At 30.0% G+C, this 19,425-nt stretch carries 16 protein-coding genes and 1 pseudogene; 3 read left to right on the top strand and 14 right to left on the bottom strand.

Features of this window, described 5'->3' with window-relative positions; genetic code table 11:
• Positions 1-67 precede the first annotated feature (67 nt).
• The 10 genes from CIW83_RS17660 to CIW83_RS17615 all read right to left on the bottom strand — a co-directional run bounded on the left by CIW83_RS17660 (position 68) and on the right by CIW83_RS17615 (position 11,407).
• Entirely contained in the window at positions 68-481 is a 414-nt protein-coding gene (locus tag CIW83_RS17660) for a hypothetical protein (protein WP_235601401.1), read from the bottom strand.
• Between the two features lie 252 nt (positions 482-733).
• A complete protein-coding gene (locus CIW83_RS17655) occupies positions 734-2,866 on the bottom strand; it encodes an adenosylcobalamin-dependent ribonucleoside-diphosphate reductase (RefSeq protein WP_094903662.1) in 2,133 nt (710 codons plus the stop codon).
• A 141-nt stretch (positions 2,867-3,007) separates the two neighbouring features.
• A complete protein-coding gene (locus CIW83_RS17650; protein ID WP_094903660.1) occupies positions 3,008-4,474 on the bottom strand; it encodes a DUF445 family protein in 1,467 nt (488 codons plus the stop codon).
• A gap of 76 nt (positions 4,475-4,550) precedes the next feature.
• Entirely contained in the window at positions 4,551-6,428 is a 1,878-nt protein-coding gene (gene htpG, locus CIW83_RS17645; RefSeq protein WP_094903659.1) for a molecular chaperone HtpG, read from the bottom strand.
• A gap of 130 nt (positions 6,429-6,558) precedes the next feature.
• Positions 6,559-7,689, bottom strand: a complete 1,131-nt coding sequence (locus CIW83_RS17640) for a zinc-dependent alcohol dehydrogenase (protein WP_094903658.1) — start codon at positions 7,687-7,689, stop codon at positions 6,559-6,561.
• Between the two features lie 104 nt (positions 7,690-7,793).
• Complete coding sequence (locus CIW83_RS17635; protein WP_094903656.1) at positions 7,794-8,321, bottom strand: hemerythrin domain-containing protein; 528 nt, start codon at positions 8,319-8,321, stop codon at positions 7,794-7,796.
• 140 nt (positions 8,322-8,461) lie between these two features.
• Positions 8,462-9,139, bottom strand: a complete 678-nt coding sequence (locus CIW83_RS17630; protein WP_094903654.1) for a hypothetical protein — start codon at positions 9,137-9,139, stop codon at positions 8,462-8,464.
• Between the two features lie 75 nt (positions 9,140-9,214).
• On the bottom strand, positions 9,215-9,781 hold the full coding sequence (locus CIW83_RS17625; protein ID WP_094903652.1) for a TetR/AcrR family transcriptional regulator: 567 nt from the start codon (positions 9,779-9,781) through the stop codon (positions 9,215-9,217).
• A 104-nt stretch (positions 9,782-9,885) separates the two neighbouring features.
• Positions 9,886-10,737: a metallophosphoesterase gene (locus CIW83_RS17620; protein WP_094903650.1), complete on the bottom strand. Its 852-nt coding sequence runs from the start codon at positions 10,735-10,737 to the stop codon at positions 9,886-9,888.
• A gap of 178 nt (positions 10,738-10,915) precedes the next feature.
• Entirely contained in the window at positions 10,916-11,407 is a 492-nt protein-coding gene (locus CIW83_RS17615; RefSeq protein ID WP_201260007.1) for a pyridoxamine 5'-phosphate oxidase family protein, read from the bottom strand.
• 178 nt (positions 11,408-11,585) lie between these two features.
• On the opposite strand from CIW83_RS17615, the pseudogene CIW83_RS17610 reads away from it, so the two are divergent.
• Positions 11,586-12,817: pseudogene (locus tag CIW83_RS17610) on the top strand (aminopeptidase).
• 74 nt (positions 12,818-12,891) lie between these two features.
• Here the strand turns inward: CIW83_RS17610 and CIW83_RS17605 are convergent.
• The 3 genes from CIW83_RS17605 to CIW83_RS17595 are packed head-to-tail and all read right to left on the bottom strand — an operon-like array spanning position 12,892 to position 15,771.
• Complete coding sequence (locus tag CIW83_RS17605; protein ID WP_094903648.1) at positions 12,892-13,662, bottom strand: ABC transporter ATP-binding protein; 771 nt, start codon at positions 13,660-13,662, stop codon at positions 12,892-12,894.
• Between the two features lie 10 nt (positions 13,663-13,672).
• Positions 13,673-14,686, bottom strand: a complete 1,014-nt coding sequence (locus CIW83_RS17600) for an iron ABC transporter permease (protein WP_094903646.1) — start codon at positions 14,684-14,686, stop codon at positions 13,673-13,675.
• Positions 14,686-15,771, bottom strand: coding sequence for an ABC transporter substrate-binding protein (locus CIW83_RS17595; protein ID WP_094903644.1), 1,086 nt, complete (start codon positions 15,769-15,771; stop codon positions 14,686-14,688). The genes CIW83_RS17600 and CIW83_RS17595 overlap by 1 nt, the downstream gene beginning before the upstream one ends.
• 229 nt (positions 15,772-16,000) lie before the next feature.
• On the opposite strand from CIW83_RS17595, the gene CIW83_RS17590 reads away from it, so the two are divergent.
• The gene (locus CIW83_RS17590) at positions 16,001-17,548 is read left to right on the top strand and encodes an aldehyde ferredoxin oxidoreductase N-terminal domain-containing protein (RefSeq protein ID WP_094903642.1); all 1,548 of its coding nucleotides are present in this window, start codon (positions 16,001-16,003) and stop codon (positions 17,546-17,548) included.
• A gap of 44 nt (positions 17,549-17,592) precedes the next feature.
• On the opposite strand, the gene CIW83_RS17585 is transcribed toward CIW83_RS17590, so the two are convergent.
• A complete protein-coding gene (locus CIW83_RS17585) occupies positions 17,593-18,414 on the bottom strand; it encodes a sulfurtransferase (protein ID WP_094903640.1) in 822 nt (273 codons plus the stop codon).
• 621 nt (positions 18,415-19,035) lie between these two features.
• Here CIW83_RS17585 and CIW83_RS17580 point away from each other — a divergent pair.
• Positions 19,036-19,365: a hypothetical protein gene (locus tag CIW83_RS17580; protein ID WP_094903638.1), complete on the top strand. Its 330-nt coding sequence runs from the start codon at positions 19,036-19,038 to the stop codon at positions 19,363-19,365.
• Positions 19,366-19,425 lie beyond the last annotated feature (60 nt).

Below are 19,425 nucleotides of genomic sequence, written 5' to 3'. Positions count from 1 at the left end.
AGAAATATTCTTCTTTAACTCTTAATTTTAATCAATTTCTATATTCAAAATGGGTTTATTTATCTACTTAAAAAAGCCTCTTAACATCTTTTGTATGCAAATATTTATCAACCCCAAATATTATTGCTAAAGATATTACTCCCAAAAGTATGTCCATAGTATTGGAACTGCTGATTAGCATCTTTCTTGCAATTGCATATAGTATTACTTCAAGGACATTTCCTGCAGAATGAGTGATTAGCATAAGTGCAAGTTCCAAACCAACTACTAATAATAGTATATGAGTTAGTAATCCCTGTAAAATTTCATAGGATGCACTAGCCTCTGTGACAAAAACAGTGTAAATAAGGACAACAATATCTTTTCCACTTATAAGAACCGTTATCATAATAAAAGTTGCCAATAAGATTTCTATCCACAGAATAAAGCTTTTCATCCATTTCTCTATCTTTTTTAATGGTCCTCCTGATTCACCGTGCACTTAATCAACTCCTTGTACTTTTTTATATTATATCCTATTCTGATAAAATTTTCACTAAAAAATAAAAAAATTTCTATTGAAATCTAAAAAACTTAAGGAAGCTTTTTAGAAACTCATAAACAAAAAAGTCTCATTAAATTCAAATTTCTTTTTATTAATCAGATAATTAGTATAAACCTATTTCTATTTAATATGATTTCCCTTGGGCTATAAATACGACAGGGAGATATATATCTCCCTGTCGCTTTTAGATTAAAATGAGCATGGACTATATCCACAATCTTGACACTCTGCACATCCGCCACTATGCATCATAGTACCCCCACACATTGGGCAAATCTCTGGATTTTCTTTTATTTGTTCAGCAGCTAACTTATTTAACTCATTTTTCAATTCATCTATTTTATCTAGTCTGTTTTCTTTTGGCTTATCTGTAATAAGGATACCAGACCTTGCACAACCGTCGCGATAGATAGTAACTCCCTTTAAACCTCTTTCCCAAGCATATATATATAGTTCTTCAACTTCTTCAACTGTAAACTCATTAGGTACATTAACTGTAGATGAGATACTAGCATCAATGTATTGCTGCCATGCCGCTTGAACGTCAATTCTATCTTTATAATTTAAGTTTGAAGTTGTAATAAAGAAATCTGGTAAATCTTCTTCTTTAGATATATGATTTCTATCCATATAATCCTTAACAATAGGTGTAAATACCTTATAATATGTGTCAATATTATGAAGTGATTCTGACTTTCTAGTATAGGATACTTGGAATATTGGTTCTACTCCATTGCTGCATCCTATTAAAGTTGAAATACTTCCAGTAGGTGGTATAGTTAACAACTGGCTATTTCTAAGTCCATATTCTTTAATTAATCCTAATACTTCTTCAGTTGCATTTTCTAAAAGGAAAGGTGAGTTGAGTACTGCCTCCCTCTTATATCTTGGAAACGGACCATATTCTTTAGCCATTAAAGCTGATTGTCTTAAAGCTTCATTAATCATAGTATGCCCTACCTTATGGATTAAAGAGATAGATTCTTCACTTCCATATTTTATTCCTAATTTAATAAACATATCTGCTAATCCCATAATTCCAAGGCCAATTTGTCTTAGCTCTCTTGACATTTCCCTTTGTTCCTCTAAAGGATGTAGTTCCATATTTTCATCTAATACTTCATTTAAATAAATAACACCATCCCTTACCATTTGCCCAAATTTTTCATATTCAAAATATGCATACTTAGTAAATGGATTTTTTACAAATTCAGCTAAATTGATAGATGATAAGTTACAACTACCAAAAGCTGGAAGAGTCTCTTCAGCACATGGGTTAACTCCTGCAAATTCAAAATCCTTATCCTCACTCATTAGATGCCAAGAATTTATCTTATCTTGAAACAATATTCCCGGTTCAGCCATATTCCAGTTGTTTCTAGATAATTTCTCAAATAATTCTCTAGCATTGACAATCTTTTTAATTTCTTCTCCAGTTGCTTCAACCTTAAAATACAAATCATATTCTTCATTATTTTTCACTGCATTCATAAATTTATCATCTATATTAACAGATATATTTGCATAGTTCACTTTAGATAAATCATTTTTGACATCAATAAAATCCTCTATGTCAGGGTGATTACAATCCATATTGAGCATTAAAGCACCACGTCTACCTCTCATACCAATTAATCCTGTAACCATAGAAAACAAATCCATGAAGGAAACAGCACCAGTTGTAGTATTTGCAGCATTATTTACTCTAGACCCCTTTGGTCTTAGCTTAGAAATAGTAAGTCCTACACCGCCACCATAGGAATAAGTTCTTGCTAGGTATTTTGCAGTATCAAATATGGATTCAATATTGTCCTCAACTTTTGGCATTACGTAACAATTTGATAAAGTGATTTTCCTACCAAATTTGTCTAGTCCTCTCCCAGCTAAGATACGGCCTGCTGGCATAAACTTTTTATCCTTTATAGCTTTTTTAATAGCATTATTACCACCACTGACTCTAGTTAAGAACCCATCAAAGGATTCATTCTCAAAGCGATACTTTTTTTCATAAATATCTCTCTGAAGATCTGACATTACCCATCCTTGTTCTCTTAATTTAGCTCTCTCTTCTCTATAAATAATATAAAGTCTAGCTACATCAGGACGTGATTTCATAAGTTCAACTTCTACAAAATCTTGAATCTTTTCTATATTTACTACTTCTAATTTACTAAAATCTATAAAAGCCTTATGGGCAATTTCTTGAGCCAGATCTTCATCGATGCCTAAATCCGTTTCTCCCATAGCTTTCTTAATTGCATTTACAATTTTCTCTTCCTCAAATACAACTATATTGCCATTTCGCTTTTCAACATGTAACATAATGCTCCCCCTTTATAATGAATCCTTAATAGTTAAAAATAGATTACAATCAACTATATATAGTGTCATATATGTTATTCGTATACTACATATACCCAATTTATCAAATATTAACTTGAAAATCAAGTATATTATATTATCTTAATATAACATCTGAATTAAAGGGGTCAATATACCTAGTACACCTCCTAAAAGTGCTCCTAACCAAGTAATAGCCTTTAGTTCCTTATTCGCAATATCTAAAATCAATTCCTCAGTAAAATCTACATCGAAGCTATTTACCTTATCTTCTACAATCTTTGATATATTAAACAATTCAATAATATGTGGCAATTCATGTATAGCAAATTCTTCAAATATAGTTCTAGCTATATTATAAATATTTGTAATCATATCCTTATTTATTTTTTCTGCCATAGAAGAAATAGGTTTGTTCAAAAATTGTTCTACTATAATTTGAGTAAAATTAAAGATACTCTCTTCTAATTTAGTTGAATTTAATATTATGTCTATATTAGTATTTAAGTAATTTATTATATTTTCCTTGTTATTTAATTCTGAAGCTTTTAGTTTATCCTGTATCAATTGTAACATAATATCATAATTTTTTTCATCAGAAATATAATTAATTAATACATCCGAAATTCTTGCTAGACTGCCATGACCAATAGTTTCCATTAGTCTTGGTACCACCTCTGAAGCCTTGGATTCTAGTAGTTTATCTATTGAAGCCTTAACAAGCATAACTATATTTTTATTTGCATCTTCACTATCTATATATTTTTCAATCATATGAAATACTTTATCAGAAATTAACTCTGGGCTAATAAAAGCAATAATTAATTTAGACATATTTTGAGAGATAAGCTCCGAAATGGAATCTTTAATTTTTCTTTGTATTTCAGGATCTTTGAAACTCGTCCTTATACTATATCCGATTTCATTTCCATTTTCATCAATATACTGATTTATAGCGGCTAATAACTCCTCTGGAATCAATTGTGACAGCATTCTTTCATCTTGAGCAAATTCATTTAGCTTTGAATCCAGGTGTCTGATTATTCCATTCTTTAGCTCTGAGGATTTTGATAATTCAATTAAAGATCCCCTCAACTTTTCATCTACTAATCCATAAATTTCTTCAGTATCAAAGCTATTTACTTTATCTTCAATAGCCTTAGATATTAACGTTTTAAATTGTTGACTCCTGATATGAGAAATTATTATATTCTTTAAATTTTCTTTTGCTTTCTTTATAAATCTATCATAATTTTCACCTAGCAAATTATCTAAAATCCCCTTCATAGATTGTTGGTTTTCTTTTAATTTGTTTAGTTTATCTTCTAACCACAATTTAATTTCTCTATCCGTTCTTTTATTGGCTAAAGCCTCAACTATAGTTTCTGGTGATAATAAATAGTTTCCTACTGTTTCCCCTATACTTTTAGCAATCCTCTCTCTCTCCTTCGGTATAAGGCCTGGAGTAAAGGGTATTTTTATATTCATTATTCTTTTCTCATGATGAGGTCTAAACAACATCTTTATAGCAAGCCAATTTGTAAAATATCCTATGATTGCTCCGACTATAACTGGTACTAAAATTTTCATATTTTCTCCTTTCTAAAGCATTGAAATGAATGCATAGGCGGTTTTTTTGCTTTCCATGCAAACGCCCCCTTTCATGCTACATAAGCTTACATATATTATTTGTAAATTCAATAGGGTCCTCTATAGGTAATCCTTCTATTAATAAGGCTTGATTATATAATAAATTAGTATAAAGCTTTAGTTTATCCTTATCATTTTCAAAGGCAGATTTTAATGTGTCAAATACATGGTGATGTACATTAATTTCCAATATTTTATCAGCCTTTATACCCTGATTATCTGGCATTTGACTTAAGATTTTCTCCATTTCTATTGAAAGTTCCCCTTCGCTAGATAGACAAACAGGATAATTTTTAAGTCTCTTAGAAGGTTTTATTTCCTTTATTTTATCTGATAAGGTTTCCTTCATAAATGAAAATAGATCCTTATTTTCTTCTATTTCCTTTTCATTATCCTTATCCTTTTCATCAGCTTCTATACCTAAATCACCTGACGATACAGATTTAAATTCCTTTTCCTTATATTGCATTAGCATTTTAATTGCAAATTCATCTATATCATCTGTGAAATATAAAATTTCATAGCCTTTATCCTTTACTAATTCAGTTTGTGGCAATTTATCAATTCTCTCTACAGATTCACCAGCTGCATAATAGATATATTTTTGCTCTTCTGGCATTCTACTTACATATTCCTCTAAAGTAACCATTTTCTTTTCCTTTGATGAGTAGAAAATAAGCAGATCTTGCAATACTTCTTTATGCATTCCAAAATCGCTATAAACTCCAAATTTCAATTGTTTTCCAAAGCCTTTAAAGAATTCCTCATATTTTTCTCTTTCATTCTTTAGGATTAAAGTTAATTCATCTTTAATTTTATCTTCTATCTTCTTTGCAATCAACTTTAATTGTCTATCATGCTGTAATATCTCTCTAGATATATTTAAGGATAAATCTTCTGAATCTACAATTCCTTTTACAAAGCTAAAATAATCTGGAAGTAAATCAGCACACTTATTCATTATAAGTACTCCATTGGAATATAACTCAAGTCCCTTTTCGTACTCTTTTGTATAAAAATCATAAGGAGTTTGACTTGGCATAAATAATAAAGCATTATACCTTACAACACCATCTACAGATAGATGAATTGACTTTATAGGTTCATCAAATCCAAAATGCTTTTCTGAATAAAAATTCTTATAATCTTCTTCTGTTAATTCATTTTTATTTTTTCTCCATATTGGAACCATACTATTTATTACTTGCTCTTCTTCATATTGTTCATATTCATCTTCAGAGCCTTCCTTTAATCTGCTCTTTGTAACATCCATCTTAATTGGATATCTAATAAAATCAGAATATTTTTTAATAATTCCCCTCAATCTATATTCTTCTAAAAATTCATCATAATTCTCGTCTTCTGTATTTTCCTTGATTGTAAGTATTATATCTGTCCCAACAGTATCTTTTTCTATAGGCTCTATTGTATATCCCTCAGCACCCTCAGATTCCCATTTATATCCTTCATTGGCTCCAAAGGTTTTACTTATAACTGTTACCTTGTCCGCTACCATGAATGCAGAATAAAATCCAACACCAAATTGGCCAATTATATCAAAGCCATCTTTTAATTCATTTTCATTTTTAAATGCAAAGGAACCACTATTTGCAATCACACCAAGATTCTCTTCTAATTCTTCCTTCGACATTCCAATTCCTGTATCTGATACGGTCAATGTATGATTTTCTTTATCTGCTATAATCTTAATGTAATAATCATCTTTATTAAAGCTTATGCTCTCATCAGTCAAAGCTTTATAATAAATCTTATCAATAGCATCAGATGAATTGGAAATCAGCTCTCTTAAAAATATCTCTTTATGTGTGTAAATTGAATTTACCATCAAATCAAGCAAACGCTTTGACTCTGCTCTAAATTCCTTTCTTTCCATAGATATCTTCCCTTTCCTTTTTTATATTATAATTTTATTAGCACTCTAAGTGTTAGAGTGCTAATAAGAAAAATGTACCATATTTATTTTTTTATGTCAAGAACAAGAAATATTAGTGATAGTTTTTATTTTAAGGTTTTAATACTACTTTAATACAATTATCAGCTTTTTTATCAAATATCTCATACCCATGTTTTCCTTCATCTAAGGATAATCTGTGAGTTATTATATCAGTAGCATCAAACTTTCCTTGATTAATAAGCTTAAGAATAGGTTCTACATAGGAATGTGCAGGACATTGGCCCATTTTTATAGTAATATTTCTTGAAAAGAAATCCCCTAAAGGAAACATATTATATCTAGCACCATATACCCCTACCATAGATATAGTTCCACCTTTTCTAACTGCTTGAGTAGATATTTCAATTGCAGATTTTGAGCCCCCTTGAAGTTTTAATGCAGTTTCCATCTTTTCAATAAACGACATCCTTCCATCCATTCCAACACAATCAATTACTACATCTGCTCCACCATTTGTTAATTCTTTTATATATTCTCCAGTATTATCATATTCTTCAAAATTTACTACTTCTACACCATTGTATCTTTTAGCATGCTCTAATCTATATCCAACTCTATCTACTGCTATTATTCGTTTAGCACCTTTAAATGCTGCCCATTTCATAGATAATAGTCCTACCGGTCCAGAACCTAGTACTACTACTGTGTCACCATTTTTTACTCCACCGTTTTCAACTCCCCAATAAGAAGTTGGTAATATATCCGTAAGAAATAGTACCTGCTCATCCGTTAGTTCTTCAGGTATAACTGTAGGACCTACATTTGCATAAGGTACTCTAAGATATTCTGCTTGACCTCCATCATACCCTCCATAGGTGTTGCTATATCCAAATATAGCTCCAGCCTCTCCATTATCATTGGAATTATCACATTGACTCCATAAATCATGCTCACAATACCAGCAATGTCCACACGCTATTGGAAAAGGAACAATAACCCTATCACCTTTTTTAACCTTATTTACACCTTTACCCACTTCTTCTACGATACCCATGGTTTCATGCCCTAAAATAAATCCCTTTGGCATATTAGGTACCATTCCATGAACTAAGTGCAAATCAGATCCACATATAGCTGTTGATGTTACCTTAACGATAATATCATCCTCATTTTGTATCTTTGGATCATCAACCTTTGCTACCCTCACATCATTTATTCCCTCATATACTATTGCCCTCATGAAATCCCTCCAATTAAGTTATAGGATTATCTTTTCCAAGTAAGGTATGAATATGCAATGATAGCCGAAAGTAGAAAAATAGAAAATAGTAGGAAATTATCCTACTATCCCTTATTAGCTTCTTTTTTCAATCTATAAAACATTATATTATTTTCTATATCTATATGCTGTAATAGGCCTATCTCTAATTCCTTCAGTCTATCGTAAGTATTTACATAAGTGGGACATCCTGTAGGTGGAACTAAGTAGTCATTTGTAATCTCTCGAATTTTCTTAACTAGCCCTTCTAATTCTTTATTATCCTTCTCAACATTCTCAATTTCCTCTACTATATTTTCTAACAGCTTTTGTGAAGGTTCCTTTTCATAGTCAATTATCATATAAAATAACTTTCTCTCTTCTTTAATGATATGAGATTCTAACACTGTCTTTAATCCTCCAAATAATCTATGAACCTTTTCAAAAACATCTCCAGAATCGTCAAAATGAACTTTAAATATTGTATATACTAATTTTTCTAATTCTGGTAATTCCTTTTTTAACGGAGTATGATGCTTCTTGAGGATATATTCTATTATCTGAGAGTATTTCCCAGTATTCAAATCTATTTCTTGGCCATGGAAATTTGTCATGGATATCTCTCCTTCTAATTTTTATTATAATCTTATTAATTATTTTATTTATTATTTGTTTGCTTTTTAGTGATACCCTATTATGACCTAGTTAATCCAAATATTTTTTATAGTAGTTAGAAGATATAACGTCTTATTTCTTATAAAGCTTTCTTTTTTTCATTGAACCTAAATTCTTTATAACCCATTAATACTACCCAAACATAGGCAAGAGTTTTTGGTATCATTAAGATTCCAATCCATGGAATTGTATTAGCCCATAGCACTACAGGTATATATAAAACGAAAGATAATACAATCGCCAGCCACATGAATTTAAAATTATTGTCATCACACTTCTTTGCTTCAGAATAAAAAATATAGATAATAATAGCACCCATAATAGCAAATGGAATATTTCTATATATTCCCCATGAAACAGGTGCATTATAGTTTAACCAATCATTCTGAGGAAAAATACATAATCCTATTCGTATAATACTCAAAGCATAGATTGAAAATGTAAGTCCCTTATTCCCCCTAATTCTGTAACGCTGTCTCCATATATGATATAAAATTACATAAAAGATGGTCATTGTAATAGATGTTATAAATTTTCCTATCCCAAGTGCAACAGCGTTGGCTTCTAATCCTGTTGTGAGTAAAGCATATGACCGAGGTATTAAATGAAATGAATCTCCTGCCCCTAATACAACAGCCATAATACCAAATAACTTAAATTGCTTGTTATTCCCACCCTTTAATATCATTATCATTCCTATTGTAATAACCCCTACTAAATAAACTGCATCAAATAAAGTTTCCATAATTGCCTGCATAATAATCACTCCTTAATTATATTGATGAACATTGTTCATTGATGTTCAAATTAAAAATCATACTGTAGTATGATTTTAATCTGACATTATTTTTTTTAGAATTGCTATAAAAAAACTTATATCTTCCTCTTCTTTTCTAAGCATAATAAGCATATTTTCAAAAATAAATTCTGCTGTTTTTTCTTTTGAGATTGCTTCTGACCATGGATACTGTCTTAATTCATTATCCATATCCATTAATATTTTAATCTTAGAATAGATTTTCTCAAAATATTCATTTTCCCTTTGTTTTCCAAGTATCTTTTCCTGTGTCTTTAGCAAAGCAAGCTGTTCTAGCCAGTTTTCTTTAAATTTGAGAAGATAATGATATAAAGTGCTATAAATCTTCCCTAAATTATCATAGAAGTTATTGTAAGAGAGATCTTGCCAATCAACATTCGCAAAAGCACCTTCCCAAAAATCTTCAATAATAGCTACTAGCAGATCTCCTTTTGAAGGAAAATAGTTATATACTGTACCTATGGCTATTCCACTATTCTTAGCAACAGCACGAATATTTATATTTGAAATACCTTCCTTCATAGCAATATCTTTAGCTTCTGATAAAATAATCTCTCTATAATTTTTATTATAGTTTTCCATGTCTTATTTCACCCCGTGAACATCGTTCATGTTCATGATATAATAATAATTCCTTATTGTCAAGCTTTATTTTTCAAGTACAATAAATTGAACCTCTTATATATTTATTGACCTTGTATATCTATAACTACTATTTCTGGTGGATTGAATATTCTAGGTAATCTTGGATTAAATGACACCCCTCTGCTTACAATGTGAGTATAATTTTCCTGCTCATATACTCCTCCAGCATATTTGGGAAAAAATCCTTGATTTGGTGCAAAAAGTCCATTTAATATAAATGGAATACGTACCTGTCCACCATGAGAGTGCCCCGAAAGTACCATATCAAAAGGTAAAGAGTTATAAAAATCAACAGCTTCTGGTCTATGAGATAATAACACCTTATATCCCGATACATCTTCTATATTAGAAAATGATTTATATATTTCTTCATTCCAATTAGACTGGGGTCTTTCATATTTGATTATATCTGGATCATCTACACCTGCCATAACTAACTCAACTCCGTTAATATCTACTTTCCTATAATCATTCTCTAATACAATTATATTAAAGGATTTGAAAACTTCCTTAATATAATCTACTTCATCTGTCCAAATTTCATGATTGCCTGTAACATAAAAGATAGGTGCAATATCCTTGATACCTTCTAAAAATAATTTAGTACCTTCTATAGGAACCATATCATCTGCAATATCACCAGCTAGAGCAATTATATCGGGATTTTGCTTTTTTATTTTATTTATAATCTTACTTTGATTTTTACCATATACATGACTATGTAAATCTGATATAAGCACAATTCTTATAGAATGACTATCTAATATCTTATCGGTTCTTATCTTATAGTTCTTCACAATAAGTCCATTATAAAAAGCTGATAAAATAAAAATTATAAGTAGAACTTTCCTATTCGTTATAATAAATTTAGATTTTCGTTTTTCTTTAATCATATGTCCCCCAATATATATTTTAGTAAACCACAACTAAATTTTATATATATTATACCTAATTCAAGTGTTGAGTAAGTTACATATATGTTACAATGAAATTATAAATATAAATACTAAAATTACTATAAAGAAATAATTAATAGTAGGGATATGCTCCCTACTATTTGTTTGTGCCCTACTAAAGATATATGGGTTCTCTATCTTCTTTTATTATCACATTATTGTATCTAAGAATTTGCTTAGTTCTATCTCCATCTCCTAGAGAATCCAAATAAACAATTTCCTCTGGCACTATCTTTATAACTTTTATATCCTTTTCTTTCTCCATTACATATGAGTCAGAATATTGATCTTTTGCCTCTCCAAAAATCCCATTATCCATTAGACTAGTTACTGCTGTACCAAATATTTGTACCCCTCTAATTTGTCTATAGTTAATATAATCTGTATTAACTAATAGACAGACATTAGGATTTTCTGCTATTGCATTAAATTTTTCTCCACCTGCTGAAAGTATAAAAATATTCATATTATCCCCTACAAAATACTGAACAGGACTACTTCTTGGTATATTATTCATACATGTAGCAAGAGAACCCTCCTTATGTTCCTTGAGAAATTCAGATATCATAATTTTCAACTCTTCTGCTGACACTTTTTTATTATTCACCAAACTACCTCCTATAATATTCTTAATGCTTGTATAACTTTAAATTTTACTCTCTCATAGCTATTATTTTACTTTTTTTGTAAATTATTCTTTAAGATTATTAAAATAAAGAATATAATGATAATAATGATAACAATAAAGTTAGTATATAAATGCTAAGTTATATAAGGAGGTCATAATGAATAATTTTGAACACAATCTAGAGAAATATGCTGAACTAGCTGTAAAAGTTGGTGTTAATCTAAAAGAAAAGGAAGGTCTTATAGTAACTGGTAATGCCGATACCTTACCCCTCGCAAGATTAATAGTAAAAAAAGCCTATGAAATAGGAGCAAAGCATGTAGAGTTTCAGCTTGCTGATGATGAAATCAGCTTATTAAGGTTTAAATACGGAAAGGATTATGTATTTGACAACTTCCCAGAATGGAAAGTAAGCTCCTTAGAGGCTATGTATAAGGATAATTACCATCATATATTTATTCTTGCATCTGATCCTGAACTACTAAAGGATATTGACGGAGAAATAGTTGCTAAAAGTCAAAAATCAGCTTCACAAGCAATGGCTCCTGTAATGAAATACAGAATGACCGGAGTCACTAAATGGAATATAATTGCTATGCCGTCAATTTCATGGGCAAAATCAGTATTCCCTGATTTAGATGAGGAAAATTCTATAGAAAAACTTTGGGAAAATATCTTTGCTGCCACTAGAGTTGATCAGGAAGATCCCGTAAAGGCGTGGGAAATACACGATAAAAATCTTAAAAAGTATAGAAACTTCTTAAATGAGAAACAATTTGAAAAGTTAATATTTAAAGGTCCTGGCACAGATTTAGAAGTATATTTAGCGGATGAACATTATTGGATGGGTGGAGCTAAAGAAAGTCAGGCTGGACATTTTTATGTTGCCAACATTCCTACAGAAGAAGTATTTACTACACCTCATCGTTTAAAAGTCAATGGTACTTTAAAGGCTACAAAACTCTTAGTGTAAATGGTAAAATTGTAGATAATTTTGAATTTATATTTAAAGATGGTAAAGTAGTAGACTTCTATGCAGAAAAAGGATATGACGTGTTAGAAAAGCTCTTAGCAAATGATGAAGGAGCTAGATACTTAGGCGAAGTTGCTTTAGTTCAAGATGATTCTCCTATATCCAATACTGGTATATTATTTAATGAAACTCTATTTGATGAAAATGCTTCCTGTCATTTTGCCTTAGGTCGTGCTTATGCTTATGCTATGAGAAATGGCTCCAATATGACTCAAGAAGAATTAACGGCTAAAGGTGCTAATTTTAGTTTAATCCATGTGGACTTTATGGTAGGTGGACCACAACTAAATATTACTGCATATGAAAAGAATGGAAACGTAGTTGAATTATTTAAAGATGGAAACTGGGTATTTTAGATAAACAAAAAATAAATTCTCATTTTAGGTAAGAATTAATCTATAATTCAAACCAGAAATGAGAATTTTATTTATCATTTTATTATTAAATACTTTTCCTTATGTTTTATTATTTCAATTTCACCATATATTTTAGTGAATACTTCTATAAGAAACTCTCTATCTACATTGGTAGTATAAAAATCAGCAAATTTTTTCTTATCTTTTAAAACTATTATTTTATCACAATAATTAAGTGCCATATTTGGATCATGTAAAGTAATCAATCCAGATTTATTCTCGTTTTTTATCACTTCTCTTATTTTAGATAAGACCATATGCCTATTGTTAAAATCAAGAGCACTATCTGGCTCGTCAAATAACATAATCTCTGAGTTTTGCATTAAATTTCTAGTTATTATAATAAGCTGTTTTTGCCCTTCACTTAAATGAAGAAAATTTTCCTCTGCAAATTTCTCTATTCCCATTTTTTTCAGCATATTATAAGCCATCTCTCTGTGGTCCTTTGTAGGAGATTCAAATACTCCAAGATATGGAGTTACACCCATTAATACAACATCCAATACCTTTGTATCATAAACTATACTATGTCGTTGAGGCATGAAACTAATATGTTTTGCCCTTTGTTTCTCACTAAACTCATAGATATCCATACCATTTATTAAGCATTTACCACTCTTAGGTTTTAGTAATCCACAAATCACTTTTAGAAGGGTCGTCTTCCCTGTTCCATTTAAACCTAGAAGTGCAATAAACTCATCACTTTTCATAGTTAAATTAATATCATCAACTATTAACTCTTTATCATACCTTGCTCTTATATTTTCTACTTTCATCAAATCCATTATAATCCTCCTATTTCAAGCGAGTCATTAGATACGCCAGATATGGTGCTCCGATAAAGGTAGTCAATATACTAATAGGAATCTCACTGCCTGCCAAACTTCTTGCAAGACAGTCTGCTATAATTAAAATTATGCCTCCAATAAATCCACTTAAAATAGTCGTATGAAAGTCATTTTTCTTTGTGATCATTCTTCCTATATGAGGAGCTATTAAACCTATAAAATATATTAAACCAGTAATACAAACAATACTAGCCACCACTAAAGTTGCAGCTATGATTACACCTAAACGTATCAATTCCACAGAAATGCCTAAACTTTTCCCCTCTTCATCGCTCAGAGACAATACATTAATCTGCCATCTTAGTAAAATAAGTATTGTTATGCCTATTAGAAAAAATGGTAATATGGATATTACCCTTTCTTTTGTAACTCCTGCAAAACTTCCCATTGACCAAAATTCTATTGCTGCCAACTGACGCTCTGGATCTGCGAAAAATTTTAACATCATTATTAAACCTTGGGTTATAGAGCTAATTACAATTCCTGAAAGTACAAATGTTGAAATTCCTTTATCCTTTGATATCTTAGTAAGCCCTATTGCTGTAAATACTGCCACTATAGCACCTACAAAGGCAGATATAGCTATAGTGAAGGTTCCACCTGCAATAAAAATAATAGCTATGGCTGCTCCTAGATTTGCACCTGATGCAACTCCTATAATGTCTGGTGTTGCAAGGGGGTTTTTAAAAATAGTTTGATATACACTGCCAGCTATACTGAGCCCTATTCCTGCTATGGTAACCATAATGTTCCTAGGAAGACGAAGAGAGAAAAATACCATTTTTACAGTAGGTTCAACTTTACCACCAAAGATAATTTTTAAGATATCACTAATATTAATAGGATACTTACCTACTCCTATTGATATTAGAAAAACAGCCCCCAATAATGTGGAGGCTATTAAATATTGTATAAACTCTTTATTATGATTTTCTACCAATATTCTATCATTAACATTCATTATTTTATAATATCTTCCTTATTTATTTCTATATCATAAAACTCCTTATAAAAATCAGCCACATCTTGTTTAAAAGTATCATTTGAGTAGTCCTCTTCATTTAATATACTTGTCAGCCACATTGTGCCTAAAATACTTGATGGTATAGGCGCATCCCATGCTTCAAAGGAATCTGGCATTACATAAACTCGACGGTTTTTCATTGCAGATATTGCAGATAATTTGTTGTTATTTATTATGTCATCCTTTGTATAATCAGCACTAGGTGCTATAATAATTACATCTGGATTATAAGCTAATAGCTGCTCATAGGAAATCGTAGCCCAATAGGTATCCTCTATATCAGAAGCAACGTTGACCCCCCCTGCTGTTTCTATCATATAGTTTTGATACATTTTCTTTGGTGCAGTAGAAAGAAAATCACTATTTCCTCCCAGATAAACCTTCTTTTGTTCTTTATTTTCAGTTATCTTCCCAATTTCTGAAATCTTTTCATCATAATAGGATATTAATTTTTCAGCTCTATCCTCAGTCCCTGTAGCTTTCCCAATCATTATCAAGGTTTCTTTTAATAAATTCATATCTTCAGGATTTACTGCTATTACATTTATACCTAGTCCCTCAAGGCTTTCTACTGCTTCTTTTAATTTGACAGGTAAAATTACAAGATCTGGCTCAAGAGCAATGCAGCCTTCTAAATCAAATTCTTTTGCAGTACCTACATTTGGAAGCTCCAGAAACTCAGGTGCTGCTAATGCATAAATATTTCTTGATTTTGCCTTTGCTTCTATACCTACTACATTATCTTCTAGTCCTAAAGCTATCATCATGGATGTAGTTATGTAATAACCACTTACTATCTTTTCTGCACTTTTGTCAAGTATTATTTCTCTTCCAAGATGATCTGTTATAGTGATACTTTTACTTTCTTGTGATTGTTTCTCTATTTCTTCTGTTTGTAGCGTTTCCGATACATCTCCTGTTCCTTCGTCCAGTTTAAGCTCATCCTTTGGTTTACAACCTACCATGGATATAGTCAATATAATAGCTAATAAGATCAAAATTCCTCTTTTACAAAAACTCATTTTTATCTTCCACACCCTTTCCTAGTCAATTAATATACTGTTCTAGTTGCCTATATCTGTCCATCATCAACATATGTAAGGTATATCATATATAATTTTTCATGTCAATATTTTAACTATCCTTTTAAAATTATCTATAACAAATTTTCAAGTATAGATTATCCTAATTTAAAAAGATACTTTTTAAATGGTATAATCCTTTTTAAGATGAACTTTAGGAGGCATTTTTATGGGTAAAATAATTTATATAAATCTTACAAACCGAAAGATTATTAAAAAGGAAAAGAATTTTTCTGACTATGGCAGAGGTCTTATTGCAAAAATTATAAATGAAGAAGTTTCTCCAGAGACAGAAAGATTAACAGATGAAAATGCAATAGTATTAGTTCCAGGGCTTTTTTCGGGAACTCTTGCACCTAGTACGGGAAGACTAATAGTAGGTACAAAGAGATCAAAAGATGAAGGTATTCAAATTTCAAATTTAGCGGGAACTATATCACAAAAGTTAGCATCATTTAATATAGATGCTATTGTTATATTAGGGAGAAATACGGATAAAATCCCTTTAACTATAGTAATCGAAGAAGACAATATTACTTTAAATACTATAGACAGCATTAAAGAAATGGAAGTCTCTCATACTATAGACATGATACATAATCTTTATGGAAAAAATTGTGGAATCATTGGCATAGGACCTTCAGGAGAAAATTTATTGCCAATATCAACCTTATTTAGTACATACCCAGAAGGTAATCCTTCATTCTATTGTGCTAGAAATAGTATTGGTGATGTATTTGGACATAAAGGCATAAAAGCTATAGTTGCCAAGAATAAAGCTTATTTTAAATCCACTGTATTGGATAAAGAAAATATGAAGCAAGCTTCAAAGTCCTTATCTAGAATCATAATAGAACATCCTATCTGTGGTAAGGCTTTACCTGGGCTTGGCTCTATTACTTTAATGAAAATGTTAAAGCAAGGTAAAAATATTGATGTCAGTCAGGGAAGTTCTAAAGGAAATAACAAGGATACAGAATTTAAAATAAATAGAACATGTTCTCCTCTTTGTGTGGTGGGATGCTTAAATAGACATGCTAAAACAGGTGAAGATTATTATTCTGCTCCTACTGAAAGTGAAGCTTATGCAGCATTAAATGCGTCATTTGGTATAGATGATAAGCACTATGTAAAAAACTTTACAAAAAGATGCTTTGAACTAGGGATAGATTGTATTGAATTTATATTTAGCTGTAATATTTATTTTAACCTTCAAGATATAAAAGGTAGTATGGAAGAAATGGACAAAGCTCTAGAAGAAGTTAAAAATATGACATTAGCTGGTAGAGTACTAGGCAGCAAAACTTCAGGTATATATAATTTATTTAGAGAAAAAGAAAAGTATAAAGATATGGTAACAAGGCCCTCTATAACAGAAGAAGATAATTTTAATATAGATATCCAGTCAAAGGCTGTTAAATTACTAGGATTGTCAGACTTAGACTATCTATACGCCTATATAATTGCTTTAGAGAATCTTGGTTTCTGCTTGTTTGCTTCCTTTGCTTTTATAGATAATGATGAAGCCTTAACTTTATTATCAGATATGTATTTCTACAAAACAGGAGTAAGAGCAAGTGAAAAAGATATTTTACAGTATGCACTTCAAACAATAAAAAACGAAAAAGAATACGAAAGAAAAGTAAAATTGACTAATGTGTCTAAGACCATACCTGAATTTGTAAAAGTATTATATAGATATTTCCATAAAAACTAAGAATTTTTATACTAAAAAATAGAGGATAGCAATGCTATCCTCTATCATATTACAATATTATCTTCATAGCTAACCCAATCACTATATCCTCCTACATATAGCTTTGGCTTAAGTCCTACTTCTTCCATAAAAATATAATTTACTGTACCTGTGATACCAGATCCGCAATGTACAATTATTTCTTCATATTTCTCTAGGTCTTTAAAGTATTCAATTAACTCTTCCTTAGATTTTATCTTTCCATCTACTACTAAATTCATCCAAGGATAATTTAATGCGTTTGGAATATGACCTGCTATTTTATCTATAGGCTCTACTTCTCCCCTATATCTTTCAGCTGCCCTTGAATCGATTATTGCTATATTATCTGAATCTATAGCACTCTTTACATAATTTATATCTACTTTCATTGAAGAATCTATATTTAAGCTTAATGATTTAGATTCTTCATTTTCGGGAATTTGAGCTGTTATTTCTAATCCACTATTACTCCAAGCCTTTATGCCTCCTTCTAAAATATAAACATTATTTTTTCCAGAGTATTTAAGCAACCACCATAATCTTCCTGCCATTGCTAGATCCCCATCATCATAAATAACTATTGTAGAATCATCATTGATGCCAAGTCTTTTCATATCTTCTATGAACTTCTCCATATCAGGTAATGGATGTCTGCCACCATGAGTACTGACTTTACCTGTCATAATATCTTCAACTGAAACAAATTGGGCTCCCTTTATATGACCATTTTTATATTCTACAATTCCATAATCAGGATTATCTAACTCGGCTCTAACATCTAGTATAATTAAATTATCTTTTAATATATTATTTATTAACCATTCTTGAGATACAGTATTTTTCATCATTACCTCCATATAATTTACTTATATTATTTATATCTATTGCTTAATTATATTCTATTATTTACCCATTTCTATCCTATATTAGACAATTATTTTATATTATGTTTTTCTTTCAATCATAAAATTTTTAAGATAGAGTATTAAAAATATTTATCCTTTTATTCTCTATATTTCAAATATAATTAATAATTTCTACATTTATTAGACTACATATTAAATTATTTAGATAATTAAATTTGAGTCTAGACATATCACAAATTGCATCTTTAAATATAGATGTAAATTTCTCTATTTGAATACAAAATATTAACATTTGTATATAGCATAATTCTTATCTCCTTTTTATTTATGAGATAACTTTTATTTAATATAGATTAAAAATTTAAGCATATTTGTTTTTCAGAACATTACTAATTATTACTTCATTTTCACAGAACTCAAGTATTAATTTAGAATTATATCAATATCATATTTAATTATCAACAGTTAATTTAATCTTTTGTCATTATATTGTTATACTCTCAACTTTATGAAATCTTCACATAATATAATATATATGAACTTATTTATATTGATTACAATATTCAAAATTGACTTATTTATGAAAGGAGCTACTTAGATATGAAGAATAATGAAACATACGGTAATAAAGATAATAATATTTTAAACATAAATCATATTAAGGACACATGTAATTCATGTTTCTTTTCCTTACCTCCAAAACAATTTGCAATCTTAGCATCATTGATAGGCGTCCTATTGATTGATGGCTTAGATGCAAACCAACAAAATTCACTTGGAAATTTTATTGTAAGCATAGGTCAATCTATTTTAACAGCAGCAGCCCAAGAACAAGTTATTGAATCTAATGATGAAAAAAGCCAACATCTTCGTAAGCAAATAGATCTATTAAAAAAGCAAATTAATGAACTTGAACTTCAATTAGATTAAGACTACGTTTAAATACGTTAAGTCATATACTTAATATTTCAATTTAAATAATACTACGTT

Source organism: Tissierella sp. P1, from assembly GCF_002266425.1.
GTDB classification, from domain to species: Bacteria; Bacillota; Clostridia; order Tissierellales; family Tissierellaceae; genus Tissierella; species Tissierella carlieri.
This window is presented reverse-complemented; position numbering and strand designations above follow the sequence as displayed.

What these genes read in the sequence shown, in the direction of transcription:
- CIW83_RS17655 (WP_094903662.1), bottom strand. Translation starts at nt 2,866, where the DNA reads ATGTTACATGTTGAAAAGCGAAATGGCAATATAGTTGTATTTGAGGAA.
- CIW83_RS17650 (WP_094903660.1), bottom strand. Translation starts at nt 4,474, where the DNA reads ATGAAAATTTTAGTACCAGTTATAGTCGGAGCAATCATAGGATATTTT.
- htpG (WP_094903659.1), bottom strand. Translation starts at nt 6,428, where the DNA reads ATGGAAAGAAAGGAATTTAGAGCAGAGTCAAAGCGTTTGCTTGATTTG.
- CIW83_RS17640 (WP_094903658.1), bottom strand. Translation starts at nt 7,689, where the DNA reads ATGAGGGCAATAGTATATGAGGGAATAAATGATGTGAGGGTAGCAAAG.
- CIW83_RS17635 (WP_094903656.1), bottom strand. Translation starts at nt 8,321, where the DNA reads ATGACAAATTTCCATGGCCAAGAAATAGATTTGAATACTGGGAAATAC.
- CIW83_RS17630 (WP_094903654.1), bottom strand. Translation starts at nt 9,139, where the DNA reads ATGCAGGCAATTATGGAAACTTTATTTGATGCAGTTTATTTAGTAGGG.
- CIW83_RS17625 (WP_094903652.1), bottom strand. Translation starts at nt 9,781, where the DNA reads ATGGAAAACTATAATAAAAATTATAGAGAGATTATTTTATCAGAAGCT.
- CIW83_RS17620 (WP_094903650.1), bottom strand. Translation starts at nt 10,737, where the DNA reads ATGATTAAAGAAAAACGAAAATCTAAATTTATTATAACGAATAGGAAA.
- CIW83_RS17605 (WP_094903648.1), bottom strand. Translation starts at nt 13,662, where the DNA reads ATGGATTTGATGAAAGTAGAAAATATAAGAGCAAGGTATGATAAAGAG.
- CIW83_RS17600 (WP_094903646.1), bottom strand. Translation starts at nt 14,686, where the DNA reads ATGAATGTTAATGATAGAATATTGGTAGAAAATCATAATAAAGAGTTT.
- CIW83_RS17595 (WP_094903644.1), bottom strand. Translation starts at nt 15,771, where the DNA reads ATGAGTTTTTGTAAAAGAGGAATTTTGATCTTATTAGCTATTATATTG.
- CIW83_RS17590 (WP_094903642.1), top strand. Translation starts at nt 16,001, where the DNA reads ATGGGTAAAATAATTTATATAAATCTTACAAACCGAAAGATTATTAAA.
- CIW83_RS17585 (WP_094903640.1), bottom strand. Translation starts at nt 18,414, where the DNA reads ATGAAAAATACTGTATCTCAAGAATGGTTAATAAATAATATATTAAAA.
- CIW83_RS17580 (WP_094903638.1), top strand. Translation starts at nt 19,036, where the DNA reads ATGAAGAATAATGAAACATACGGTAATAAAGATAATAATATTTTAAAC.